23 protein-coding genes are annotated in these 24,442 nt (G+C 71.2%); 18 read left to right on the top strand and 5 right to left on the bottom strand.

What is annotated here, in order from left to right; genetic code table 11:
- Nucleotides 1-90: 90 nt before the first annotated feature.
- Nucleotides 91-2,145: a transcription termination factor Rho gene (gene rho / locus I8D64_RS03025; protein ID WP_200500994.1), complete on the top strand. Its 2,055-nt coding sequence runs from the start codon at nt 91-93 to the stop codon at nt 2,143-2,145.
- A gap of 246 nt (nt 2,146-2,391) precedes the next feature.
- Here the strand turns inward: rho and I8D64_RS03020 are convergent, their stop codons facing one another.
- From I8D64_RS03020 to I8D64_RS03010, 3 genes are read right to left on the bottom strand one after another with little or no spacing between them, the layout of a single operon-like run.
- Nucleotides 2,392-3,330 carry a carbohydrate ABC transporter permease gene (locus tag I8D64_RS03020; RefSeq protein ID WP_200500993.1) on the bottom strand — a complete coding sequence of 313 codons (939 nt, stop codon included), beginning with the start codon at nt 3,328-3,330 and terminating at the stop codon, nt 2,392-2,394.
- Entirely contained in the window at nt 3,327-4,313 is a 987-nt protein-coding gene (locus tag I8D64_RS03015; RefSeq protein WP_246482641.1) for a carbohydrate ABC transporter permease, read from the bottom strand. Before I8D64_RS03015 ends, I8D64_RS03020 begins: the two co-directional genes overlap by 4 nt.
- Nucleotides 4,310-5,602, bottom strand: a complete 1,293-nt coding sequence (locus I8D64_RS03010) for an ABC transporter substrate-binding protein (RefSeq protein ID WP_200500992.1) — start codon at nt 5,600-5,602, stop codon at nt 4,310-4,312. The genes I8D64_RS03015 and I8D64_RS03010 overlap by 4 nt, the downstream gene beginning before the upstream one ends.
- Before the next feature lie 369 nt (nt 5,603-5,971).
- Between I8D64_RS03010 and I8D64_RS03005 the strand changes: the two genes are divergently transcribed.
- From I8D64_RS03005 to I8D64_RS02925, 17 genes are all read left to right on the top strand, one after another.
- The gene (locus I8D64_RS03005; protein WP_200500991.1) at nt 5,972-8,056 is read left to right on the top strand and encodes an aldo/keto reductase; all 2,085 of its coding nucleotides are present in this window, start codon (nt 5,972-5,974) and stop codon (nt 8,054-8,056) included.
- Nucleotides 8,053-9,060 (top strand): LacI family DNA-binding transcriptional regulator, encoded by a 1,008-nt coding sequence (locus I8D64_RS03000; protein ID WP_343068405.1) that lies wholly within the window; start codon nt 8,053-8,055, stop codon nt 9,058-9,060. Before I8D64_RS03005 ends, I8D64_RS03000 begins: the two co-directional genes overlap by 4 nt.
- Nucleotides 9,061-9,211: 151 nt before the next feature.
- On the top strand, nt 9,212-9,424 hold the full coding sequence (gene rpmE, locus I8D64_RS02995) for a 50S ribosomal protein L31 (RefSeq protein WP_200500990.1): 213 nt from the start codon (nt 9,212-9,214) through the stop codon (nt 9,422-9,424).
- A 199-nt stretch (nt 9,425-9,623) separates the two neighbouring features.
- On the top strand, nt 9,624-10,718 hold the full coding sequence (locus I8D64_RS02990; protein ID WP_246482713.1) for a peptide chain release factor 1: 1,095 nt from the start codon (nt 9,624-9,626) through the stop codon (nt 10,716-10,718).
- Entirely contained in the window at nt 10,715-11,626 is a 912-nt protein-coding gene (prmC, locus tag I8D64_RS02985; protein ID WP_343068404.1) for a peptide chain release factor N(5)-glutamine methyltransferase, read from the top strand. Before I8D64_RS02990 ends, prmC begins: the two co-directional genes overlap by 4 nt.
- Nucleotides 11,627-11,639: 13 nt before the next feature.
- A complete protein-coding gene (locus tag I8D64_RS02980) occupies nt 11,640-12,680 on the top strand; it encodes an L-threonylcarbamoyladenylate synthase (RefSeq protein WP_200500988.1) in 1,041 nt (346 codons plus the stop codon).
- Nucleotides 12,677-13,810, top strand: a complete 1,134-nt coding sequence (locus I8D64_RS02975; protein ID WP_200500987.1) for an MraY family glycosyltransferase — start codon at nt 12,677-12,679, stop codon at nt 13,808-13,810. Before I8D64_RS02980 ends, I8D64_RS02975 begins: the two co-directional genes overlap by 4 nt.
- A 92-nt stretch (nt 13,811-13,902) precedes the next feature.
- Nucleotides 13,903-14,382 (top strand): Cg1360 family ATP-synthase-associated protein, encoded by a 480-nt coding sequence (locus I8D64_RS02970; RefSeq protein WP_200500986.1) that lies wholly within the window; start codon nt 13,903-13,905, stop codon nt 14,380-14,382.
- 280 nt (nt 14,383-14,662) lie between these two features.
- Nucleotides 14,663-15,499: a F0F1 ATP synthase subunit A gene (gene atpB, locus I8D64_RS02965; RefSeq protein WP_152352682.1), complete on the top strand. Its 837-nt coding sequence runs from the start codon at nt 14,663-14,665 to the stop codon at nt 15,497-15,499.
- A 65-nt stretch (nt 15,500-15,564) separates the two neighbouring features.
- The gene (gene atpE, locus I8D64_RS17110) at nt 15,565-15,798 is read left to right on the top strand and encodes an ATP synthase F0 subunit C (protein WP_200500985.1); all 234 of its coding nucleotides are present in this window, start codon (nt 15,565-15,567) and stop codon (nt 15,796-15,798) included.
- 11 nt (nt 15,799-15,809) lie between these two features.
- Entirely contained in the window at nt 15,810-16,358 is a 549-nt protein-coding gene (locus I8D64_RS02955) for a F0F1 ATP synthase subunit B (protein ID WP_200500984.1), read from the top strand.
- Between the two features lie 9 nt (nt 16,359-16,367).
- Entirely contained in the window at nt 16,368-17,183 is an 816-nt protein-coding gene (locus tag I8D64_RS02950) for a F0F1 ATP synthase subunit delta (RefSeq protein WP_200500983.1), read from the top strand.
- A 111-nt stretch (nt 17,184-17,294) separates the two neighbouring features.
- Entirely contained in the window at nt 17,295-18,920 is a 1,626-nt protein-coding gene (gene atpA, locus I8D64_RS02945) for a F0F1 ATP synthase subunit alpha (protein ID WP_200500982.1), read from the top strand.
- Nucleotides 18,921-19,006: 86 nt separating this feature from the next.
- Nucleotides 19,007-19,921: a F0F1 ATP synthase subunit gamma gene (locus I8D64_RS02940; RefSeq protein WP_200500981.1), complete on the top strand. Its 915-nt coding sequence runs from the start codon at nt 19,007-19,009 to the stop codon at nt 19,919-19,921.
- A gap of 49 nt (nt 19,922-19,970) precedes the next feature.
- On the top strand, nt 19,971-21,446 hold the full coding sequence (gene atpD / locus I8D64_RS02935; RefSeq protein ID WP_200500980.1) for a F0F1 ATP synthase subunit beta: 1,476 nt from the start codon (nt 19,971-19,973) through the stop codon (nt 21,444-21,446).
- Nucleotides 21,443-21,715: a F0F1 ATP synthase subunit epsilon gene (locus I8D64_RS02930; RefSeq protein ID WP_200500979.1), complete on the top strand. Its 273-nt coding sequence runs from the start codon at nt 21,443-21,445 to the stop codon at nt 21,713-21,715. The genes atpD and I8D64_RS02930 overlap by 4 nt, the downstream gene beginning before the upstream one ends.
- Before the next feature lie 15 nt (nt 21,716-21,730).
- Nucleotides 21,731-22,261 carry a DUF2550 family protein gene (locus I8D64_RS02925; protein WP_200500978.1) on the top strand — a complete coding sequence of 177 codons (531 nt, stop codon included), beginning with the start codon at nt 21,731-21,733 and terminating at the stop codon, nt 22,259-22,261.
- A 34-nt stretch (nt 22,262-22,295) separates the two neighbouring features.
- Here I8D64_RS02925 and I8D64_RS02920 read toward each other — a convergent pair whose 3' ends face one another.
- Nucleotides 22,296-23,549 carry an N-acetylglucosamine-6-phosphate deacetylase gene (locus I8D64_RS02920; protein WP_200500977.1) on the bottom strand — a complete coding sequence of 418 codons (1,254 nt, stop codon included), beginning with the start codon at nt 23,547-23,549 and terminating at the stop codon, nt 22,296-22,298.
- 46 nt (nt 23,550-23,595) lie between these two features.
- Nucleotides 23,596-24,330 (bottom strand): endonuclease NucS, encoded by a 735-nt coding sequence (nucS, locus tag I8D64_RS02915; RefSeq protein WP_200500976.1) that lies wholly within the window; start codon nt 24,328-24,330, stop codon nt 23,596-23,598.
- Nucleotides 24,331-24,442: the final 112 nt, after the last annotated feature.

Below are 24,442 nucleotides of genomic sequence, written 5' to 3'. Positions count from 1 at the left end.
CGCGAACCCCGCCGTCCACCGGCCCGGTCGCCGCGCAGCTCATGCACTCATCACGGACGCGCGCCGCGCGATCCACAGGAAGGAACCTGGGTGAACGACACCACCGCACCGCAGGGCGACAGCACGTCGCTCGCGGCGAAGAAGCTTCCCGAGCTGCAGCAGATCGCTGCCGGGCTCGGCATCAAGGGGGCGCGTCGCCTCCGCAAGGGCGAGCTCATCGACGCGATCAACGGGGGCGGCTCCTCCGCCCCGAAGACCACGGCCCCGAAGCGCACCGCTCCGACGAAGACCGCGCCGGAGGCCACCGCGTCGACGTCCGCGGCAGCGGGCGACACCGCCCCGCAGAAGGCGGCGCCGACGAGCGGAGCCTCCGAGGGCTCGGCGTCGTCGGCCGATGTCCTGGACCTGGGCCTGGATCTGCCCACGCAGGACGAGCGCGGCACGGGCGGGCGCCAGGAGCGCCGCGGCCGCGAGGACCGTCAGGGTCGCAACGAGCGCAACGAGCGCAACGAGCGCGCGGAGCGGAGCGATCGCTCCGAGCGCCAGGAGCGCGGCGACCAGGGCGAGGGCCGCCAGCGCGGCGACCGACAGGATCGCGGCGACCGTCAGGACCGCGGCGACCGTGCGGGCCGCGAGAACCGCAAGGACCGGGACAACCGCAAGGACAGCAACGACCGCAACGACCACGGCGATCAGGGCGGACGCGGGTCGCGTCCCCGTCTCGAGGACATCGAGCTGCCTGATCGCACGGGTGAGGACTCCGACATGAGCCGCAACGACCAGGGCGGCCGGGGCGGCCGCGGAGACTCCGAGGACGGTCGCAACCGCCGCTCCCGCAACCGCTCGCGCGATCGCAAGCGCCGCGGCCGCAACGGCGGCGACAACCCGCAGCAGGACGGCGGCGGCAGCGAGGACGAGCAGCAGGTCCGCGAGGGCGAGGAGCTCGTGAGCGTCGCCGGCATCCTCGACGTGCGCGACAACAACGCCTACGTGCGCACCACCGGCTACCTGCCCGGCGCGAGCGACGTCTACGTCTCCATGAACATGGTCCGCAAGAGCGGACTGCGCAAGGGCGACGCGATCACGGGCCTCGTGCGGGCGCCCAAGGACGGCGAGGAGCAGCGCCAGGAGCAGCCGCAGCAGGGCGGCGGGCGCAACCGCCGCAACCGCGGCGGCAACCAGCAGGGCAAGTACGCCCCGCTGCTGCAGGTCGACACCGTCAACGGGCTCACCCCCGATCGCGCCCGTCAGCGCGTGGACTTCGGCAAGCTCACCCCGCTCTACCCGGACGAGCGCCTGCGCCTGGAGACCGCCCCCAACGCGGTCGCGCCGCGCATCATCGACCTCGTCTCGCCGATCGGCAAGGGCCAGCGCGGCCTCATCGTCGCGCCCCCGAAGGCCGGCAAGACGATCATCATGCAGCAGATCGCGAACGCGATCACCACGAACAACCCCGAGGCCCACCTCATGGTCGTGCTCGTCGACGAGCGCCCCGAGGAGGTCACCGACATGCAGCGCACGGTGAAGGGCGAGGTCATCGCCTCGACCTTCGACCGGCCCGCCTCGGACCACACGATCGTGGCCGAGCTCGCGATCGAGCGCGCCAAGCGCCTCGTGGAGATGGGCAAGGACGTGGTGGTGCTGCTGGACTCGCTCACCCGCCTCTCGCGCGCCTACAACCTGGCCGCCCCGGCCTCGGGCCGCATCCTCTCCGGCGGTGTCGACGCCTCGGCGCTGTACCCGCCCAAGCGGTTCTTCGGCGCCGCTCGCAACATCGAGAACGGCGGCTCGCTGACCATCCTCGCCTCGGCCCTGGTGGAGACCGGCTCCAAGATGGACGAGGTCATCTTCGAGGAGTTCAAGGGCACCGGCAACATGGAGCTGCGCCTCTCGCGGAACCTCGCGGACAAGCGCATCTTCCCGGCGGTGGACGTCAACGCCTCGAGCACCCGCCGCGAGGAGGAGCTCATGGGCAAGGAGGAGCTGGCCATCATGTGGAAGCTCCGCCGCGTGCTCGGCGCACTCGACCAGCAGCAGGCGCTCGAGCTGCTCCTGGAGCGCGTGAAGAAGACCCAGTCGAACACCGAGTTCCTGATGACGGTCTCCAAGAACACCCCCAGCGTGGGCGGCCGCTCCGGCGACTGACCTCCCCGGGGAGCGGGCTCCTTGGCCCGGATATCCGGGTCGACGACGGCGGGGGGGGGGCGGCGGGGGCCCCCCCCCCCCCCGCCCCCGGGGCCCCCCCCCCCCCGCCCCCCCCCCCGGCCCCCGGCCCCCCCCCCCCCGGGGGGCGGGGGGGGGGGGCGCCGGGGGCGGGGGGGGGGGGGGGGGGGGGGGGCCCCGGGGGCCCCCCCCCCGCTTCGTCATTCCGGATCCGTCATCCCGGCTCCGTCATCCCTTGATCGCGCCCGCCGCGATGTTCGCGATGAAGTGGCGCGAGCCGATGATGAAGACCCCGATGAGCGGCAGCACGCTGACCAGCGCGCCCGCCATGACCATCCCGTAGTCCGTGAGGTACAGCGAGTTGAGGTTCTGCAGGGCGGTCTGCAGGGTCTGGCGATTCGGGTCGACCAGCACGATCAACGGCCACACGTAGTCGTTCCATGCGGTGATGAACGTGAAGATGCCCAGGAACGCGAGGCCGCCGCGCATCATCGGCACGCCGATCCGGCGGTAGATGGTGAAGAAGCCGGCGCCGTCGATCCGCGCGGACTCCACGAGCTCGTCGGGGATGGACGAGCTCGCCATCTGCCGCAGCAGGAAGATCCCGAAGGCGTTCGCGGCGCCCGGGACGATGAGCGCCTGCAGCGTCCCCACCCAGCCGATCTTCGACATGAGGATGAAGCTCGGCACCAGCGACAGGCTGCCGGGGATCAGGAAGGTCGCGATCATCAGCACGAACAGGGCGTTCTTCCCAGGGAAGTCGTACTTCGCGAAGGCGAAGGCGGCGAGGGAGTCGAAGAACATCACCAGCACGGCGCACAGCGCGGACACGATGATCGTGTTCACGAGCGCGGAGAGGATGTCCACGCTCGAGAACAGGTTCCTCAGGTTCTCCGCGAAGCTCGTGCCGAAGGTGAGACGCGGCGGGTACCCGAAGATCTGCGCGGTCGTCGACGTCGACATCACCGCGAGCCAGTAGAACGGGAACACCGACAGCACGACGCCGACGAGGATCAGCAGATGCGTGATCACCTTCTCGAGGCGGGCGCGCGCGATCGCGGCCCGGTCGCCCGAGGTCCGCAGTCCCGGCCGGTCGTTCGAGCGCGGCTCCGCCGGGCCTCCCGGTGCCTCGGGTCCGGAGGTGCGGGTGGAATCAGCGGTGGTCATGAGCGTGCCTTCCTGCCGGTCCGACGGGGCGCGTCCCTGCGCTCGCTGAGCAGGCGCCAGTTGATGATCGCGAACACGGAGGCGAGGACGAAGAGGGCCCAGGCGATGGCCGAGCCGTAGCCGAAGTCGAACTGCGTGAACGCCTGGTTGTACTGGTAGAGCACGATGGTCATGCCGGCCTCGCCGTTGCCGCCGGCGTCGCCGAGGAGCACCTGCGGCTCGGTGAACAGGCTCAGCCCGCCGACGGTCGAGGTGATGACGGTGAACAGGATGATCGGCCGCAGCATCGGGATCGTCACGCGGGTGAAGATCTGCCAGGTCGAGGCGCCGTCGGTCTTCGCTGCGTCGTACAGGTCCGTCGGGATCGACTGGAGCCCGGCGAGGTAGATGATCGCGTTGTAGCCGGTGAACCGCCAGATCACCATGACGGCGATGGTGACCTTGATGCCCAGGCTGCTCGAGAGCCAGGGCACGGAGTCGACGTGCAGGGCGGTCAGCGCCGAATTGACGAGTCCGAAGGAGTCGGAGAACACCGACCCGAAGACGATCGCCATCGCGACCATGCTGGTGACGTTCGGCAGGAAGAAGGCCACCCGGTAGAACCCGCGGAAGCGGATGTTCTGGTGCAGCAGGAACGCGATGACGAGCGCCAGGAACAGCATCGGGACCGTGGAGAGGAACCAGATGATGAACGTGTTCGCGACCGCGTTCCAGAACCGGGAGTCCTGGACGAGGTAGATGTACTGGGAGAGCCCGGCGAAGCGGATCTCGCCCATGCCGTCCCAGTCGGTGAAGGAGAGCACGATCGAGAACACGATGGGGAACAGCCCGAACACGAGGAAGAGCACGTAGAACGGGGCGATCGCGACGTACTGCGGCCAGTGGGAGAGCACTCCTCTCCAGCCGAGGGCCCGGGTGCGCGGGACGGCCGCGGTGGAGGGCCTGGCCGCGTCGACGGGCGGGGGAGTGGTCATGACGCTCATCGCTGGACTCCTCGTTTGCGCAGTGCCTTCTCGGCGGCGGCGATCGCATCGGCCCATGCGCGGTCCGGGTCCTTGCCGGCGGTCTCGACGTTGGTGATCTCGAGGGTGAAGCTGCCGGAGACGACGCTCTCCCACGTGCTGATGAACGATTCCGGCACCTGCTCGGCGGCGTGCGAGAAGAAGGCGAGCGGATCCTGGTCCCCGAAGAAGTCGCCGGCGTACTTCATGGTGCCGCTCTCGTAGGAGGCTGGTGCTGAGGGGAAGAGCTGGACGTCGTTGTAGGCCTCGGCCTGGTGGTCCGGGGTGTTGATCCAGCGGATGAAGGCGAAGGCGGCTTCCGGGTCATTGCAGGTGTGGGGGATGGCGGCGAAGGAGCCTCCTGAGTTCCCCGGGCGCACGGGCTGGTCGGCCAGGCGCCAGAGGCCCGCGGAGTCGGGCGCGGACTCCTGGATGATCTGGGACCACCACGAGGCGTTCACGTGGCCGGCGGTCTTCCCGCTGGACCACGCGGCGTTCTGGTCCGTGCCGCGGGCGTCCGGGATCCCCGCCGTGATGTGCGCGTCGATCGCGGCGACGGCCGTGTCCCAGGCCTCGCGCACCGCCGAGCCCTCGGCCGTGTACAGGGGCGTGTCCTCGGCGTCGAGGTAGCGCTCGGGACTCGCGTTGAGGAACTGCTCGTAGATGGACTGCGCGGTGTTGACGAGCGCGGAGCCGGTCGCCTTCCGGAGCTCGGCGCCGAGTGCGATCCACTCCTTCCACGTCGAGACCGCTGCGGAGACCTCGTCCGGTTCCGTCGGCAGGCCCGCCTTCTCGAACACGTCCTGGCGGTAGTAGAAGCCGGTGGGGCCGATGTCGAGAGGGAAGAAGCAGAAGCGCTCCTCGGGGGTGATCCCGAGCTTCCACTTCCACTCGTAGTAGTCGTCCGCGTGCTGGGCGGCCCCCAGGTCGTTCATGTCCAGGAACTGGTGCTCGTTGCGGAAGTAGAGGGCGTTGTTCGAGTTGATGTACGTGATGTCCGGGATGTAGGCGCCGCCCGCGAGGCTCGTGCGCAGCTTGGTGTCGAAGGTGGTGCCGATGACGTCGGCGCGCACGTGCCGATCGGTGCCGGGGACGTTCTTCGCGGCCTGCTCGAGGAGTTTCGGGCTGGCGGACCGGTTCCAGTACCACATGACCAGCTCGTCGGGGTCGTCGGAGATCGTGGGGGAGGAGCCGCAGGCGGCCAGTCCTCCCGCTGCCAGCCCCGCCAGGCCGAGGCCTCGCAGGACGTGTCGTCGTGTGGGTGGGTGCATGGGCTCTCCTCGTCATCGAGCAGGCGATCAGGGCCGTGAACGTTCACAGCTGGCCTGGACTATGGCATCCGCCCCCGAGAGTGTCAAGGGTCACAGCCGTCCGTGGACCTCGCGGCGCCGACCGGACACAGGGCGGCTCTTCTGTGCATCGCTGCGCGGCCGGTCCGGGGTCCCCCAGGGGGTCTTCGCACCCGGGTGGAGATCCGCGAGGCATGGCGCCGCGGCCGGTGGACGTGTAGCGTGATCCCTGTCGTGAACGTTCACGCATCACCGACGGGTCGCGGCGGTCCCGGTGCGGCCCTCGTCCGGCATCCGCCCGCAGCACCCGCCTTCCGCAGCTCCCCACCCTTCGACAGCGAGGTCGCATCCATGAGCACCGACAGCAGCGCCCCCATCCACGACGACAGCAGCACGGAGCGCCCGGCATCTGCCGCGCCTAATGACACCGCCCGCCTGCGCTGGGCCGTGCTCGGCCCCGGCTCGATCGCCCGTCGCTTCGCGGGCCAGCTGCCGCACAGCGAGCTCGGCGTGCTCGTGGGCGCGGGCAGTCGCGACCCGGAGCGGGCCCACGAGTTCGCGCGCGAGTTCGGCATCGCGGAGGACCCGGGCGCCGTGATCGGCACCTACGAGGAGGTGCTGGCCTCCGACGCGGTCGACGCCGTGTACGTCTCCACGGTGCACACCGAGCACGCGCGCCTGAGCATCGCCGCACTCGAGGCCGGCAAGCACGTGCTGTGCGAGAAGCCTCTGGCGGCGAACCACGGCACCGCGATGGCCGTCGCGGACGTCGCCCGCCGCACCGGGCGCGTGCTGCTCGAGGCCTTCATGTACCGCTTCCATCCGCAGACCCTCCAGGTGCTCGACCTCGTGCGCGAGGGCGCGATCGGCGAGCTCGCGCACGTCGACGCCTCGTTCTCCTTCGACACCGGGGCGCGCGAGGGCCGTCTGTTCGATCCGCAGATCGCCGGCGGCGGGATCCTCGACGTCGGCTGCTACCCGCTGTCCTTCGCGCGCCTGGTCGCCGGGGCCGCCGCCGGGCGCACCGCCGTCGAGCCCGCCTCGCTCTCCGCCGCAGGCACCGTCGGCCCGACGGGCGTCGACGAGTGGGCGAGCGCGGAGCTCACCTTCCCTGGCGGCGCCACCGCGAGCCTGCGCACCGGTGTGCGCCTGGCGGACCCGCAGTCCGCGACCATCACCGGCAGCCGGGGCGTGATCCGTCTCGAGGATCCGTGGACGCTCGGGGAGGACACCGTGATCCACCTCGACGTGGTGGGGGAGGAGCCGCGCGAGATCCGTGTGGAGCACGCCCACCCCTACGCACTGGAAGCGGATGCTCTCGCCCGCGCCGTCTCCGCGGGACGGTCCGAGGTGCCCGAGCTCGACCTCGAGGTGAGCCTCGGCCAGGCCCGCGCGCTCGACGACTGGCGCGAGCAGATCGGCCTGCGCTATCCGTTCGAGCGTGAGGACTCCGCGATCCCCACCGTCTCCGGCGCCCCGCTGCGCGTGCGGGAGGACGGCGAGCACCCCGTCATGCCCTACGGCGAGATCCCGGGGGTCGGCAAGAGGATCTCCCGCCTGGTCATGGGCTGCGACAACCAGCCGAACCTCGCCCATGCCTCCGCCCTGTTCGACGCCTTCGTCGAGGCCGGCGGCACCACCTTCGACTCCGCATACATCTACGGCGGCGGTCACCACGAGGTGCAGCTCGGCCAGTGGATCACGAATCGCGGCATCCGCGAGGACGTCGTGGTGATCACCAAGGGTGCGCACACCCCGCACTGCGACCCCGCGTCCCTGAGCCGCCAGCTGCTGGAGTCGCTCGAGCGCCAGCAGACCGACTACGCGGATCTCTACATGATGCACAGGGACAACCTCGACATCCCCGTCGGCGAGTTCGTCGACGTGCTCAACGAGCACCTCGAGGCAGGTCGGATCCGTGCGTTCGGCGGGTCGAACTGGACGCCCGCGCGCGTCGACGAGGCGAACGCGTACGCCGCGGCCCACGGCAGGCAGGGCTTCAGCGTGCTGAGCAACCACTTCGGCCTCGCCGAGGCGCTCGACGTCCCCTGGGCCGGCTGCGTGCACGCGACCGACCCGGACTCGAAGGCCTGGCTCGAGGAGCGGAAGATCCCGCTCTTCCCCTGGTCCTCGCAGGCGCGGGGCTTCTTCACCGGCCGCGCCGCGCCCGAGGACCGCTCGGACGCCGAGCTCGTGCGCTGCTACTACTCCGACGGCAACTTCGAGCGCCTCGAGCGCGCCCGCACCCTCGCCCGCGAGTTCGGCGTGCCGCCCACCGCGATCGCGCTCGCTTACGTGCTCGCCCAGCCGTTCCCCACGTTCCCGCTGTTCGGCCCCCGCTCCATCGCGGAGATGCGATCCTCTATGGAAGGCCTCTCGGTGCAGCTGACCCCCGAGCAGGTCGCGTGGCTGGATCTTCGGGAGGACGTTGCGTGAGCAGAAGCCGTGAGAGCGCCGGTGCGCGGACGGACCGGACGACGGGCGCCCGGCGCGCCACCATCGTCGACGTCGCCACGCTCGCCGGCGTCTCGCGGCAGACGGTCACCCGGGCCATGAACGACATGCCCGGCATCAGCCCCGACACCCGCGAGCGCGTGCTCGCAGCGGCCGAGGAGCTGAACTACCGGCCCTCGCGCTTCGGGCGCGGTCTCGTCTCCCAGGGGCCGCCCACGCTGGGCCTGCTGGTCAACGAGCTCACCAACACGTTCTTCCCGGAGATCGCCGCCGCCGTGATCCGCGAGAGCGCACGGCGCGGCTGGAACGTCGTCGTCGCCGAGACCGAGAACGGAGCGGAGGCCGAGGCGATTGCGACCGAGCTCGTGCGCCGGGCCGACGCCCTGCTGGGCTACAGCCTCCCGGCCGACGCCGACGAGATCGTCCCCGCGCGCATGCCGCTCGTGCGCCTAGACCTCCAGGAGGCCGACGGTGCGGGCGTGCGCTTCGCGGAGGAGGACGCGATGTCCGAGCTCGCCGCACACCTGAGGAGGTCCGGCGCCGCGCGCGTCGCCGTGCTCGACAGCGCCCAGGACGGGGAGAGCCGCCGCGCGCACCAGATGCGGGAGGCCGTCGGCCGGCAGATCGATGCGGTGGACCTCGTCCCGGCGTCGGCGGACGGCATCCCGGCGCAGGTCGAGGCCGCTCTCGATGCCGGCGCGGACACCCTCATGGCCTGGAACGACGTGCACGCCCTGCAGGTGCTCAAGGCACTGCGCACCCGAGGCCTGAACGTGCCCGAGGACGTGCGCGTCACGGGCGTCGACGGGCTCACGCTGGGGGAGCTGGTCTCTCCCGAGCTCACGACCATCGGCGTCGACCTCGAGGCCGTGGCCCGCGAAGCGGTCGACCTCGTGGACGGGCTGTTCACCGGACGGCTGAGCGCGGCAGACGGCGGGGCCGCGCGCACCGTGCCCTACCGGCTCGTGGTCCGCGAGTCCGCCTGAGAGCGGGACGGGCCGGGCGCCCCGTGGGGAGTTCGTCACCCCCGCGCGCCGAGGGGTGTGCCCGCTCGCGCGCACGTGGCACAATCGGGCGTCGGTTCTGGTTCACGGCGCCCGTCGGGCACCGACCCAGCGACCTCACGAAGGAGAGATCATGAAGGCGAACATCCACCCGGATTATCACGTGACCCAGGTGACCTGCACCTGCGGCAACACGTTCACCACCCGCAGCACCAAGGGCGACGGCGAGATCCGCGCCGAGGTCTGCTCCGCATGCCACCCGTTCTACACGGGCAAGCAGAAGATCCTGGACACCGGCGGTCGCGTGGCCCGCTTCGAGGCCCGCTACGGCAAGAAGTCCAAGTAACAGCGCTTCCGACACCGGCGGTTTCCCCTGGGGAGCCGCCGGTGTCGTGTCATCCGGCCTCCCGGCCCGGCGATGACAAGATCCTGCCGGTGTTCTGATCCGAGGAGAGGCCGTGGCGCATCCCGCTGATGACCTCGACGGCCTCCCGCTCGAGCGGCTGAGCGCCCTCGAGGCCGAGCACGCCGAGCTGCAGCGGCGCATGGCGGACCCCGCCCTGCATGCCGACGCCTCCCGCGCCCGCCGCGTGGGGCGCCGCTACGCCGAGGTCGACCAGATCGTCACTGCGCTGCGCGACCTGCGCGGCGCGGCCGAGGACCGCGACGCCGCGCGCGAGCTCGCCGCAGAGGACCCCGAGTTCGCGGCCGAGGCCGAGCGGGACGCCGAGCGCGTCGCGACCCTCCGCGAGCACCTGCGAGAGCTTCTCGCCCCGCGCGACGAGGACGACTCCCGGGACGTGCTCATGGAGATCAAAGCGGGCGCCGGCGGCGAGGAATCCGCCCTGTTCGCCGCGGAGATGCTGCGCATGTACCGGCAGTACGCGCTCTCCCGGGGCTGGACGCTCGAGGTCATCGACTCCACCGACTCCGACCTGGGCGGCATCAAGGACGCGACCCTCTCGATCCGGGCGGGCTCGTCCGCCGTCGGCGGCGGGGTCGGGACCGGTGGCGCGACAGGCGGTGCCGGCGGGGGAGCGGCCGTCGGCGTCTGGGCGCACCTCAAGCACGAGGGCGGCGTCCACCGGGTCCAGCGCGTGCCGGTCACCGAGTCCGCCGGTCGCATCCACACCTCCGCCGTCGGCGTCCTGGTGATGCCCGAGGCCGACGAGACCGACGAGGCGGAGCTGCTCGCCGAGCAGATGGCCTCGGCGAACCTGCGCATCGACGTCTTCCGCTCCTCCGGGCCGGGCGGGCAGAGCGTGAACACGACGGACTCCGCCGTGCGCATCACCCACCTGCCCACCGGCATCGTCGTCTCCTGCCAGAACGAGAAGAGCCAGCTGCAGAACCGCGAGCAGGCGATGCGGATCCTGCGCTCGCGCCTGCTCGAGGCGCGCCGCGCCGCGCAGGATGCCGAGGCCTCCGCGAGCCGCCGCTCCCAGGTGCGCACCGTCGACCGCTCCGAGCGGATCCGCACGTACAACTTCCCCGAGTCGCGGGTGACCGACCACCGCACCGGCTTCAAGGCCGGCAACCTCGAGGCCGTCCTCGCGGGCGACCTCGACGCCCTCATCGACTCCTCCCGCCGCGCCGAGGCCGAGCAGCGCCTGCGCGACGCCGCCGAGGGGGAGCTGTGAGCGACGACGTGCGGATGCGCCTGCGCAGCGCGCTGTCGCGCACGACCGCCCGTCTGGGCGAGGCCGGCATCGTGTCCTCGAGCGCCGAGTCCCGCACGCTCATCGAGGCCGCAGCGCGCGCCGACGGGCCGCTGGTCATGCTCGATGCGCTCCCGGAGGACTTCGACGCGCGCCTCGAGGAGCTCGTGGCCCGCCGCGAGCGCAGAGAGCCCCTGCAGCTGATCCTCGGCCGCGCCCCGTTCCGCCGCCTCCAGCTCGCCACCGCTCCCGGCGTGTTCATCCCGCGCCCGGAGACCGAGCTCGCGATCGATCTGCTCCTCGAGCACGCGCGGTCGCACGACGTGCGCACGGTCGTGGACCTCTGCACCGGGAGCGGCGCCCTCGCCGCCGCCGTCCTCGACGAGATGCCCGCAGCTCGCGTCCTCGCCGTCGAGATCGACCCCGCCGCCCGGGACCTGGCCGAGCAGAACCTCGCGGCCGTGGACCCGGAGCGGGGAGCAGTCCGCGCGGGCGACGTGGAGGACGCGCGTCTGCTCGCGGACCCCGAGGCCGGCCTCGGCGCCCTCGCCGGCGGCGTCGACGCGGTGCTCGCGAACCCGCCCTACATCCCCGCCGATGCGATCCCCCGTGATCAGGAGGTGCGCGAGCACGATCCGGCCCGCGCGCTGTTCGGCGGGGGAGAGGACGGACTCGACGTGCCCCGCTCCGTGGTCGCGCTCGCCGCGCGCCTGCTGCGCCCCGGCGGTCTGCTCGTGATGGAGCACGCCGACGTGCAGGGCTCCTCGACGCGAGCCCTCGCCCATGGCACGGGCTCGTTCACCGACATCCGCACGGTCCGCGACCTCACCGACCGCGACCGCTTCCTGGTCGCCCTCCGCGCCGACCCGTCCACCCCCAGCACGAGATGAGAGACTGAGCGCCGTGAGCGTGTACGACACCACGAACGAAGCCACCCGCGACGAGGGCCTCCAGGCCGCCCAGGACGCCCTCTCCGACGGCGGCCTGATCGTGCTCCCCACCGACACCGTCTACGGCATCGGCGCGGACGCCTTCACCCCGGACGCCGTGCAGGCGCTCCTGGACGCCAAGGACCGCGGGCGCGACGCCCCGCCGCCGGTGCTCGTCGGTGACCCCGCCGTGCTGCTGGGACTCGCGGTCGACGTCCCCGAGTACGCCGAGCGCCTCACCGAGGCCTTCTGGCCCGGCGCGCTCACCCTGATCCTCACCGCGCAGCCCTCTCTGAACTGGGACCTGGGGGAGACCCGGGGCACCGTCGCCCTGCGCATGCCCGACGACGAGGTCACCCTCGAGCTGCTGCGCCGCACCGGCCCGCTCGCCGTCTCGAGCGCGAATCGCCACGGCAAGCCCGCGGCGCTCAGCATCATGGATGCCGCCACCCAGCTCGGCGACCGCGTCGACGTCTACCTCGACGGTGGCCCCGCGCGCCTGGGCACCGCCTCCACGATCATCGACACCACGGTCGAGCCCGCGGAGATCGTCCGCGAGGGCGCGCTCACCCGCGAGCAGATCGTCGAGGCCGTCGGCGACATCTTCACCGCGCCCGAGCCCGAGGAGCCCGAGGGCGGATCCGCAGCCGGGACGGAGGCCGATGGCGGCGAGGTCGACTCCGACGCCGACGGGACCACGACCGACGCCGACGGGACCGCGACCGACGCCGACGAGGCGACGGCGGAGGATGTGCCGGCCGAGGGGGCGACGGACGCGGAGACCGCGGCCGACGAGTCCGCCGCGACGGCGGGCGAGGAGAACGTCGAGGACATCGGCGCCGACGCCTTCGCCGCCGCCGGCTCCACCCCGCTGGTCGCGCCCGGCGAGTCCGGGACGGCCGCCGCGGACGTCGACGTCGACGTCGTGGACGCTTCCGCCGCCGATCCCGACTCCTCCGCAGAGCCCGATGCCTCCGCCGACGGACCCGGGGAGACCGGGAGCCGCCCCGCGTGAGGATCTACCTGTTCGTCCTGCTCCTCGCGGCGGCGGTGACCTTCCTGGTCACACCCGCGGTGCGCCTCATGGCGCGCAGGATCGGGGCGATGACGGCGGTCCGCTCGCGCGACGTCCACACGGTCGTGACCCCGCGTCTCGGGGGACTGGGGATCCTGGTGGGGGTCGCCGCGGCGATGCTCATCGCCAGCCGCATCCCGTTCCTCCACGGCCTGTTCCACGAGAGCAGCCAGCCCTGGGCGATCCTCGCCGCCGCCGGGATCGTCGCCCTCCTGGGCGCCGCCGACGACAAATGGGACCTCGACTGGGTCACCAAGCTCGCGGGCCAGGTGCTCGCCGCCGTCCTGCTGGCCGCCGAGGGCGTGCGCCTGGTGTCCCTGCCCATCGGCGGCGTCACCCTGCTGTCCTCGCGCAGCGCCATCATCCTCACGGTGCTCGTCGTGGTGGTCTCGATGAACGCCGTGAACTTCGTGGACGGTCTGGACGGCCTGGCCGCAGGAGTCATGGCTATCGGCGGCACGGCGTTCTTCGCCTACGCCTACATGCTCACCCGCAGCGCCTCGACCACGGACTACTCCTCGCTCGCGGCCCTGATCACGGCCGCGATGGTGGGCGCCTGTCTGGGGTTCCTGCCGCACAACCTGCCGCGCGCGAAGATCTTCATGGGCGATTCGGGCTCGATGCTCCTGGGCCTGCTCCTCGCCGCGAGCACCATCACGGTGACCGGCCAGATCGACACCGCGCAGCTGTCCGACGCGAAGGTGATCGGTCAGTTCCTGCCGATCCTGCTGCCCATCGGCGTCATGTTCATCCCGTTCCTCGACTTCGTGCTCGCCGTCGTCCGCCGCATCGGCTCGGGCCACTCGCCCTTCCACGCCGACAAGCTCCACCTGCACCATCGCCTCCTCGCGATCGGCCACTCGCAGCTCGGCGCGGTCCTGATCATGTACATGTGGGCGATCGTGATCTCGGTGGGGATGCTGCTTCCGGCCCTCGTGGACATGCGCACCGTCGTGATCTTCTGGGGGATCGGGCTGCTCGTCGCCTTCGTGGTGACGATCGATCCGGTCGCCCGACTGCGCCGCCGCTCCGCCCGGCGCCGCCCCGCCCACGAGCGCGAGGCCGGCTGACCCCGTCGGCCGCGGCCCCAGACCAGACCAGCCCAGCCCAGACCTGACTCGACCCGACCCGACCCGAGACCCCCGAGGAATCCGAGACGCCGATGCCCGCCGCCGACCGACCCGATCCCGCCGCTGCGAGCGACGAGGGGATCGCGCGCGCCCGCCGCCACAACGACCGTCTGCTGATGCGGGCCCTGCTGCTCGCGATCCTCGCGGGGATCGTCGTCGACGCGGTCGTCATCCTCCTCGCCGCGCTGCTCGGCGGCGCGGGCGCGGTGCCCGGCGCGCTGGTCGGGAGTGGCCTCGCTCTCGTGGTGACCCTGCCCACAGTGGTGAGCGCCCGGATCGCCCGTCCGCTGCCCGGCACCTCGTACGCCATGGTGCTCATGGGAAGCTGGCTCGTGAAGATGTTCGTGCTGGTCATCGCGCTCCTGCTGCTCGGCGACGCGAGCTGGCTCTCGCGGCCCTGGCTCGGCGTCGCCCTGCTCGCGGGGGCGGTCGTGGCGGCTGTCACCGAGGCGGTCGGGATGGTGCGCTCACGTGCACGTCTGGAGGTCGCGGAACCCCCTCGGGAGCAGTGACGCTCTGATATGCTCGGGGAGTCTTCGCGTGGCCTGGAACGGCCCCCGTGACACTCCACCACACCGCCCCTCCGGGGTGAGCCGTGGGTTCGGCGGGTCCCGGATCGTTCCGACGCCGCCTCCCCGACCTCGGCTCGTCCGCGGCCCGGCGGCACCGTCTCGCGGCATCCCCGACCCCGGTGGGGGATCAGAGGACATGCACGACCATCCAGACTGCTGACGCCAGCGACGGCCGAGGCCCCAGGGCCTCGTCACCCGTCCGCCGGAACCGGCGGGGCGGATGCCGACACGACGACCACGGGAGATCGCGCTGAACACCGCCGACGCCACTCCGAACCTCCTCGCCGAGGGCTTCGAGTTCCACACGCCGAGCATCTCCGAGTTCTTCCCGGACGCCATCCTCTTCGGCGGCACGTGGTTCGAGTTCAACCGCGTCCAGCTCGTGCGGCTCATCATCCTCGTCGTCGTGCTCACGGTGATGGCGGTCATAGCCTCCCGCGCCAAGCTCGTGCCCGGTCGCGCGCAGAGCATCGTCGAGATGATCATCGAGTTCGTCGACCACTCGATCATCGAGAACACCCTGGGCATGCGCGAGGGCAAGAAGTACGCCCCCATGCTCGTGACGATGTTCTTCTTCATCCTCACGATGAACCTCGCGGGCGTGATCCCCGGGCTGAACCTCGCCGGCACCTCGGTGATCGGCCTGCCGCTGCTCGCGGCGCTGTGGACGTTCATCGTCTACATCTCCTTCGGCATCAAGAAGCACGGCCTGGGCGGCTACCTCAAGCACGAGACGATGCCCCCCGGCGTGCCGAAGCCGATCTACATCCTGCTGATCCCGATCGAGTTCCTCCAGCTCGCCGTGATCCGCTGGGCCTCGCTGACGATCCGACTGCTCGCCAACATGGTCGCCGGGCACATCATGCTCGTGGTCTTCATCGGGCTCACACAGGGCCTGCTGTTCTCGGGCTCCGCGCTCATCGCCGTCGCGCCCTTCTCCGGGGCCCTCGCGATCGGCATCTACGGCTTCGAGATCTTCGTGGCCGCCCTGCAGGCCTTCATCTTCACCATCCTGACCGCCGTGTACATCAACATGGCGACGTCGGACGAGCACTGACCCGCTCCGTCGTCACCTCCCCAGAACGCGCCGTCCACCCGGTCGGCACAACGAAAGGAAACCCTGTGGACGCCACCACCCTCGCTGCTCTCTCCGGCAACGTCGCGTCGATCGGCTACGGCCTCGCGGCGATCGGCCCCGGCATCGGCATCGGCATCATCGTGGGCAAGACCGCCGAGGCGACCGCCCGCCAGCCCGAGCTGCGCGGCGCCCTGCAGTCGACCATGTTCATCGGTATCGCCTTCACCGAGATCCTGACGCTGCTGGCGATCGTCACCGGCTTCCTCTTCAACAGCTGAGGACCCCCACCATGATTCTTGCCGAAGGCACCTCGGAAGAGGTCGAGGGCTGGAAGATCCTGGTGCCCGAGCCCCAGGAGATCGTCTGGTCGCTGATCTTCCTGGTCATCTTCGCCGTCGTCTTCATCAAGTTCATCCTGCCGCGGCTGAACGCCGTGCTCGATGAGCGCAGCGAGAAGATCGAAGGCGGTCTGAAGAAGGCCGAGGAGGTACAGCAGCAGGCGGACCAGCTGAAGGACGAGCAGGAGCAGGAGCTCGCGGCGGCGCGCCAGGAGGCCGCCTCCATCCGCGAGAAGGCCCGTGCGGACGGCGCCGCGATCGTCGAGGAGGCCAAGGCGCGCGCCGAGGCCGAGAACGAGCGCATCCTCACCGCCGGCCGTCAGCAGCTCTCGGCCGAGCGCACCACCGCCGCGGCCCAGCTCAAGGGAGAGGTCGGCACGCTCGCGAGCGACCTCGCCTCCAAGATCGTCGGGGAGTCCCTCACCGACGACGAGCGCTCCCGCCGCGTGATCGACCGGTTCCTGGACGACCTCGAGTCGTCCCAGACCGCGACCCGATAAGGACACCAGATGCGAGGAACCTCCTCCACCTCCCTGCGTGAGGTGACCCAGCGGTCCCAGGACCTCCTGCGCGGCGACGACACGTCGCTGGCGCAGGTCGCCGAGGACCTCTTCGGGGCCGCCGACGCGATCGACTCCAGCAACCAGCTGGTGCGGATGCTGAGCGACGGAGGCCGACCCGCCGAGGTCAAGCAGTCCGTGGCGCGCTCGCTCTTCGAAGGGCGCGTCAGCCCCGGAGCGCTCTCCGTGATTCTCGAGATCGTCGGCCGCCGCTGGTCCGAGCAGGAGGACGTCCTGGACGCCCTCGAGCAGCTCGGCGTCGAGGCCCTCCTCGAGCAGGCGGCCCGCGAGGGCGTGCTCGAGCAGGTCGAGGAGGAGCTCTTCCAGATCTCCCGCGTGATCGACGAGAGCGGCGAGCTCACCGGCGCCCTGGACGACGCCCGCGAGCAGCCCGAGCAGCGTGCGGGGATCGTCTCGCGACTGCTCGAGGGCCGCGTGCACCCGCTGACCCTCGCGCTCGCCCGCCGTGCGGTGGGTCGGCGCACGGACGTCAAGCCCGCTCGCCGCCTCCTGGGCTTCGCCGAGTTCGCCTCGGCGCGGCGCCGCCGTCTGCTGGCGATCGTGCGCAGCGCGCGACAGCTCACCCCCGAGCAGCAGTCGCGCCTGTCCTCGATCCTCGCCCGGATCTACGGCCGCGAGGTCCAGACCAACTTCGAGCTGGACGAGGACGTCGTCGGCGGCCTGCGCGTCCAGGTCGAGGACGACCTCTACGACGCGACAGTCCTCGCGCGCCTGGCCCAGGCGCGCTCCCGCCTGGTGGCCTGACGGCCGCGCGGCGAGATCCACCGGAGATCCCCCGGGACCTCCCCTCTGACGACCACAGCTGGTACGACCACCGCCCCGCCCGCGGGGCAGAGAAGGAAGCGAAGCACCGCGATGGCTGAGCTCAAGATCCGCCCGGAGGACATCCGGAACGCCCTGGACACCGCAGTGTCCACCTACCAGGCCGGCACGCCCGAGCGCGAGGAGATCGGCCGCGTCACCGAGTCGGCCGACGGCATCGCCCGCGTCGAGGGGCTCCCCGGCGTCATGGCCAACGAGCTCGTCCGCTTCGAGGACGGCACTCTCGGTCTGGCCCTGAACCTCGAGCTGCGCGAGGTCGGCGTCGTCGTCCTCGGCGAGTTCTCCGGCATCGAGGAGGGCCAGGAGGTGCGCCGCACCGGCGAGGTGCTCTCCGTGCCCGTCGGCGACGACTTCCTCGGCCGCGTGGTCGACCCCACCGGCGCCCCCATCGACGGTCTCGGCGAGATCGCCAGCACCGAGCGCCGCGCCCTCGAGCTGCAGGCCCCCACGGTCATGCAGCGCAAGAGCGTCAAGGAGCCGATGCAGACCGGCATCAAGGCCATCGACTCGATGACCCCGATCGGCCGCGGCCAGCGCCAGCTGATCATCGGCGACCGCCAGACCGGCAAGACCACCATCGCCCTGGACACGATCCTGAACCAGAAGGCGAACTGGGAGTCCGGCGACCCGAGCCAGCAGGTGCGCTGCATCTACGTGGCCGTCGGCCAGAAGGGCTCGACCATCGCGTCGGTCCGCGCCACCCTCGAGGAGGCCGGCGCCCTCGACTACACGACGATCGTGGCGGCCCCCGCCTCCGATCCCGCGGGCTTCAAGTACATCGCCCCCTACGCGGGCTCGGCCATCGGCCAGCACTGGATGTACGAGGGCAAGCACGTCCTCATCGTCTTCGACGACCTCACCAAGCAGGCCGAGGCCTACCGCGCCGTGTCGCTGCTGCTGCGCCGCCCGCCGGGCCGCGAGGCCTACCCCGGTGACGTGTTCTACCTGCACTCCCGCCTCCTCGAGCGCTGTGCGAAGCTCAGCGACGAGATGGGCGGCGGCTCGATGACCGGCCTGCCGATCATCGAGACCAAGGCCAACGACGTCTCGGCGTACATCCCGACCAACGTCATCTCGATCACCGACGGCCAGGTCTTCCTGCAGTCCGACCTGTTCAACGCCGATCAGCGCCCCGCTGTCGACGTCGGCATCTCGGTCTCCCGCGTCGGCGGCTCCGCCCAGATCAAGGCGATGAAGGGCGTCTCCGGCACGCTGAAGATCTCGCTCGCGCAGTACCGCGACCTCGAGTCCTTCGCCATGTTCGCCTCGGACCTCGACGCGGCCTCCAAGCAGCAGCTGAACCGCGGCGCGCGCCTCATGGAGCTGCTCAAGCAGCCCCAGTCCTCGCCCTTCCCGGTCGAGGAGGAGGTCATCTCGATCTGGGGCGGCACCACCGGCAAGTTCGACGACATCGAGGTCGAGGACGTCCGCGAGTTCGAGTCCCTGCTCCTCGAGCACCTGCGCCACAACGGCACCGTGCTCGAGGACATCCGCACCTCGAAGAAGTTCTCCGAGGAGACCGAGCAGCAGGCCACCGAGCTGCTCGAGCAGGTCAAGCGCGACTTCCTGGCCGGCAAGGGCCAGAGCGAGGCTCGCACCGACGTGCACGAGAGCGCGGAGGACGAGGACATCGACCAGGAGCGCATCGTCCGCGGATGATCCGGTGCGCCGTCCGCCCGGGCAGGGGAGATCCTGCAGGGAAGGGCGGCGCCGGGACCAGCCGGAGCATCCCGCGAAGGAGAGACATGGGAGCACAGCAGAGGGAGTACAAGAAGCGGATCACCTCCGCTCAGGGCATGAAGAAGATCTTCAAGGCCAAGGAGATGGTCGCGGCCTCGCGCATCGCCAAGGCCCACGCCCGGGTGCTCGCGACCACGCCGTACGCCGAGGCGATCACTCGGGCGATCGGCGCCGTCGCGACCCATTCGGCCGACGTCGAGCATCCGTTCCTCGACCAGGAGCGCAGCGAGACCGGCCGCGCCGGCATCCTGCTCATCACGGCCGACCGCGGGATGACGGGCTCGTACTCGCACAACGCGATCCGCGCCGCGGAGGAGCTCGCCAACCACCTGATCGACGAGGGCAAGACGCCCGTGCTGTACGTCGTCGGGCGCAAGGGCGAGACCTACTACACGTTCCGCAACCGTCCGCCGGTCACGGCCTGGACCCCGTTCCAGGAGAGCGAGATCCCTGCGCTCGGTCACGAGATCGCGCAGCGTCTCACCGGCGACCTGCTCAGCGAGGACCCGGAGGTGCATCTCGACGAGGCGTACCTCGTGGGCACCCGCTTCCTCAGCAGGTTCCGGCAGGTGGCTCGGGCGACCCGCCTGGTCCCGCTCGAGGTCGTCGACGCCGAGGCGGGCGCCGAGGCGCCCTCGTACCCGCTGTACGAGTTCGCGCCCGACGCCGAGACGGTCATGGACGAGCTGATCCCGCGCTACCTCGAGTCGCGCATCGTCAACCTGCTCATGCAGTCGATGGCCTCCGAGCACGCGGCGACGCAGCGCGCGATGAAGACGGCCACGGACAACGCCGAACAGCAGATCCGCAAGTTCACCCGGCTGGCCAACTCGGCGCGCCAGGCGGAGATCACCCAGGAGATCTCGGAGATCGTCGGCGGCGCCGACGCCCTCTCGGGATCCGGTCGCACCGAACGCTGAGCCGCCGCGAGCGCTCCGCGCGCCGGCCTGACCCATTGGAGAGAAACGTATGAGCACCCCAGTCACCACCGACGCCCCGGCTGCCTCCGCGCAGCAGGGCACCGGCCGCATCGCCCGTGTCACGGGCGCGGTCGTCGACATCGAGTTCCCCCCGGGCAACATCCCCGATCTCTACAACGCTCTGACCACGGAGATCAGCGCCGAGGGCGCGGGCCTCGAGCCCTCCGTCCTCACGCTCGAGACGGCCCAGCACCTCGGCGACGGCATGGTCCGCGCGATTGCGCTCAAGCCGACGGACGGCCTCGTGCGCGGCCAGTCCGTGACCGACACCGGCGCCCCGATCTCCGTGCCGGTCGGCGACGTCACCCTCGGCACCGTCTTCGACGTGGTCGGCAACCCGCTGAACATCGAGGAGGGCCAGACCTTCGAGGTCTCCGAGCGCTGGCCCATCCACCGCACGGCCCCCAGCTTCGACCAGCTCGAGTCCAAGACCGAGATGTTCGAGACCGGCATCAAGTCGATCGACCTCCTCACCCCGTACGTGCAGGGCGGCAAGATCGGCCTGTTCGGCGGCGCGGGCGTCGGCAAGACCGTCCTCATCCAGGAGATGATCTACCGCGTGGCGAACAACCACGACGGCGTCTCCGTGTTCGCCGGCGTGGGCGAGCGCACCCGTGAGGGCTGGGACCTCATCGAGGAGATGACCGAGTCCGGCGTCATCGAGAAGACCGCCCTGGTCTTCGGCCAGATGGACGAGCCGCCGGGCACGCGTCTGCGCGTGGCCCTCTCGGCGCTGACCATGGCGGAGTACTTCCGCGATGTGCAGAGCCAGGACGTGCTGCTGTTCATCGACAACATCTTCCGCTTCACGCAGGCGGGCTCCGAGGTCTCCACGCTGTTGGGCCGCATGCCCTCGGCCGTGGGATATCAGCCGAACCTGGCCGACGAGATGGGGCAGCTCCAGGAGCGCATCACCTCGACCCGCGGCCACTCGATCACCTCGATGCAGGCGATCTACGTCCCGGCCGACGACTACACCGACCCGGCCCCGGCGACGACCTTCGCCCACCTGGACGCGACCACCGAGCTCTCCCGCGAGATCGCCTCGCGCGGTCTGTACCCGGCGATCGACCCGCTGACCTCGACCTCGCGCATCCTCGACCCGCGCTATGTGGGCCAGGAGCACTACGACGTCGCCAACCGCGTGAAGCAGATCCTCCAGCGCAACAAGGAGCTGCAGGACATCATCGCGATGCTCGGTGTCGACGAGCTGTCCGAGGAGGACAAGGTCATCGTCGGCCGCGCCCGCCGCATCCAGCAGTTCCTCTCGCAGAACACGCACCTGGCCAAGCAGTTCACCGGTGTGGACGGCTCGGACGTGCCGCTCAAGGACACCATCGAGTCCTTCAAGGGCATCTGCGACGGCGAGTTCGACCACATCCCCGAGCAGGCGTTCTTCAACGTCGGCGGGATCGACATGGTCATGGAGAACTGGCACCGGATCCAGAAGGAGCTCGGAGAGTGAGCACCCTCGAGGTCACCTTCGTCTCCGCGGACCGGACGGTCTGGAGCGGCTCCGCCGCCCAGGTCGTGGTCCCCGCCGCCGACGGCTCGATGGGCATCCTGCCGCGCATGCAGCCCACGCTCGCGATCCTCGAGCGCGGCGCGGTGCGGATCATCGGCGAGGACGGTGAGGTCACCGAGCGAGCGGTCGACGGGGGCTTCGTCTCCATGGATCGCGACGTGGTGACGATCGCCGTCGATCATGCCGATCGCGCCACGGCCGCCCGCTGAGGCGAACGCGCACCGATGATGCACGTCAACGTCCCGATCACCCTCGTGGTGATCGGGACGTTGGTCGTTCTGCTGGCGCTCGCTGTGCTGGTCCGCTCCGTGGTGATCGCGCGCCGCGGCGGCGCGCTCGACTGCTTCCTGTGGCGACCCCGGGCCCGAGGAGGACGCGGCGCCTGGCGCGGCGGGCGCCTGCGCTTCACCTCCCAGGGTCTGCTCTGGCACCGCACCGATGCTCTGTTCCCCGGCGGTGAGGTGCTGCTGCGCCGCAGCGAGATCCTCGACGTCCAGCGGCAGAACGTCGTCGGTCGTGGGGGAGCGGGCGACGGTGCGGAGGGCGTCGTCGGGGCGAGTGACGCCGGCGCGGTGACTGACGCCGGCGGGACGAGCGGCCCCGGAGGGACGCGCATCGTCCTGGACACCGAGATCGAGTTCGTCCGCCGGGAGGGCGAGCCGCTGTGGCTCATGCTGCCCTTCACGACCTCCTCGGCCGTCATCGCCTGGTACGAGGCGGCGCCGACGGGCGCGGTGCGCGGGGACGCCGACTGAGCAGTGCGCGAGGTGCCCGCCGGGTGCTGCGAGCTCAGTCCGCCTGGGCGGTGCCGACGAGCTCGCCCCGACGGATGACCTGCACGGGACGCAGGTCGGAGTCGACCAGCAGCACGTCGGCCGCGAGTCCCTCGCGCAGCGCACCGATCTCGTCCTCGCGTCCGAGCACGCGCGCCGGGACCGCGGTGGCCGCGCGCACGGCGACGGCCAGATCCACGCCGGCCTCGCGCACGGCGAAGCGCACGACGTCGATGAGATGCGCGGTCCCTCCCGCGATCGAGCCGCCGTCGGCGAGGGTCGCGACGCCGTCCTGCACGTCCACGTCCAGCGCACCGAGCCGGTAGCTGCCATCCGCCATGCCCGCGGCGGCCATGGCATCGGTGATGAGCACGACGCAGCCGTCGGCCGCGAGGGAGAAGACGTGGGCGACGGTCTCCGCCGCGAGGTGGACCCCGTCGGCGATGACCTCGACGACGATGTCCCCGCGGCCGGCCGCGTCGAGCGCGGAGAGTGCCGGGCCCGGATCGCGGTGGTGGATGGGCCGCATGCCGTTGAACAGGTGCGTCGCGGTGGGCAGCGCGGAGCGGCCGTGATGACGGCGCAGGGCATCGCGGGAGGCGATGATCGCCGCGTCCATCTGGGCGCTGTCGCAGTCGGTGTGGCCGAGCGAGGGGACGGCACCGCCGGCGGCGAGGGCGTCGATGACCGCGGTGGCCGACGCCGTCTCCGGGGCCATGGTCATCGTCGCGACCGCGCCGCGGCCCGCCGCGCACAGCTCGCCGACGAGAGCGGCGTCGCCGCCGGTGATGTGGGCGAGGTTCTGGGCGCCCTTGCGCGCCTCGGAGATGAAGGGGCCCTCGAGATGGATCGCCTCGACCTCGCCGTCCTCGACGAGCCCGGCGAGCATGCCCACGCGCCGGCCGAGCTCGTCGGCCGAGGCGGTCACGAGCGAGGCGACGAGGGACGTGGTGCCGTGGCGACGGTGCTCGCGCACGGCGACCATCGCCTCCTGGGCGTCGGCGCAGTCGGGGAAGGAGGCGCCGCCGCCGCCGTGGCAGTGCAGGTCCACGAGACCGGGGAGGATCAGCCCCGGATGCTCGAGAGTCCGCTCGGCCCGGTGCGCCGGCGCCTGCTCCTCGGGCCCCGCCCACAGGATGCGGTCGCCCACGAGGAGCAGCAGCGCACTCGGGAGCACGCCCCGATCGAGCACGGCCGTGCCGCGGACGGCGAGATCGGCATGCAGGGTCTCTGCGTGCTGCGGATCGACGGGGACGTCGGTGGAGGGCATCGATGCTCCTGGTGCGTGCGGTGACGGGGTGCGTGCGGGAACGGAGTCAGAAGAGGCGGCTCTCGGCGTCGTCGATGCCGCGCAGGGCGTCGTAGTCCAGCGTCACGCAGTCGATGCCGCGGTCGTGGGCGAGCACCTTGGCCTGGGGCTTGATGGCCTGGGCGGCGAACATGCCGCGCACCGGCGCGAGCAGCGGGTCGCGGTTGAGCAGATCGAGATAGCGGGTGAGCTGCTCGACGCCGTCGATCTCGCCGCGCCGCTTGATCTCGATGGCGACGGTGGCGCCGTCGGCGTCGCGGGCCAGGATGTCGACCGGTCCGATGGCCGTCGGGTACTCGCGGCGCACGAGCGACCAGTCCGTCCCGAGGGTCTCGATGTTCTGGGCGAGCAGCGCCTGCAGATGCGCCTCGACGCCGTCCTTCTGCAGGCCCGGGTCGATGCCGAGCTCGACGCTCGTGTCCTCGAGGATCTCGTGCAGGCGCACGCGCAGGCGGTCACCGGTCTTCGCATGGACCACGTCCCACTGCTGCACCCAGTCCTCCTCGGGGAGGGGAGCGGGGTCGTCGGTGGGGTCGTCGGCCGTGTCCTCGACGTCGGCCCGGTCCACGACCTTCAGCTGGCAGGGCGGGCTCATCCAGTTCAGCGGCTTGTAGCTGCCGCCGTCGGAATGGACGAGCACGCTGCCGTCGGCCTTGACGATGAGCAGACGGGTGGCCAGGGGCAGATGGGCGGTGAGCCGACCGGTGTAGTCGACCGAGCACTGAGCAACGACGAGACGCACCCGGCCAGGGTACGGCAGGACGGCCGACCCCCGGGCCGCACGCCGCCATGTGCCCGCCTGCGCACGGGCGAGGCGAGGCATGCGCCTCGCGTGCGGCCTCTCACGCTCGCGC

This window comes from Brachybacterium halotolerans (assembly GCF_016623465.1).
In the GTDB taxonomy this organism is placed as follows: domain Bacteria; phylum Actinomycetota; class Actinomycetes; order Actinomycetales; family Dermabacteraceae; genus Brachybacterium; species Brachybacterium halotolerans.
This window is presented reverse-complemented; position numbering and strand designations above follow the sequence as displayed.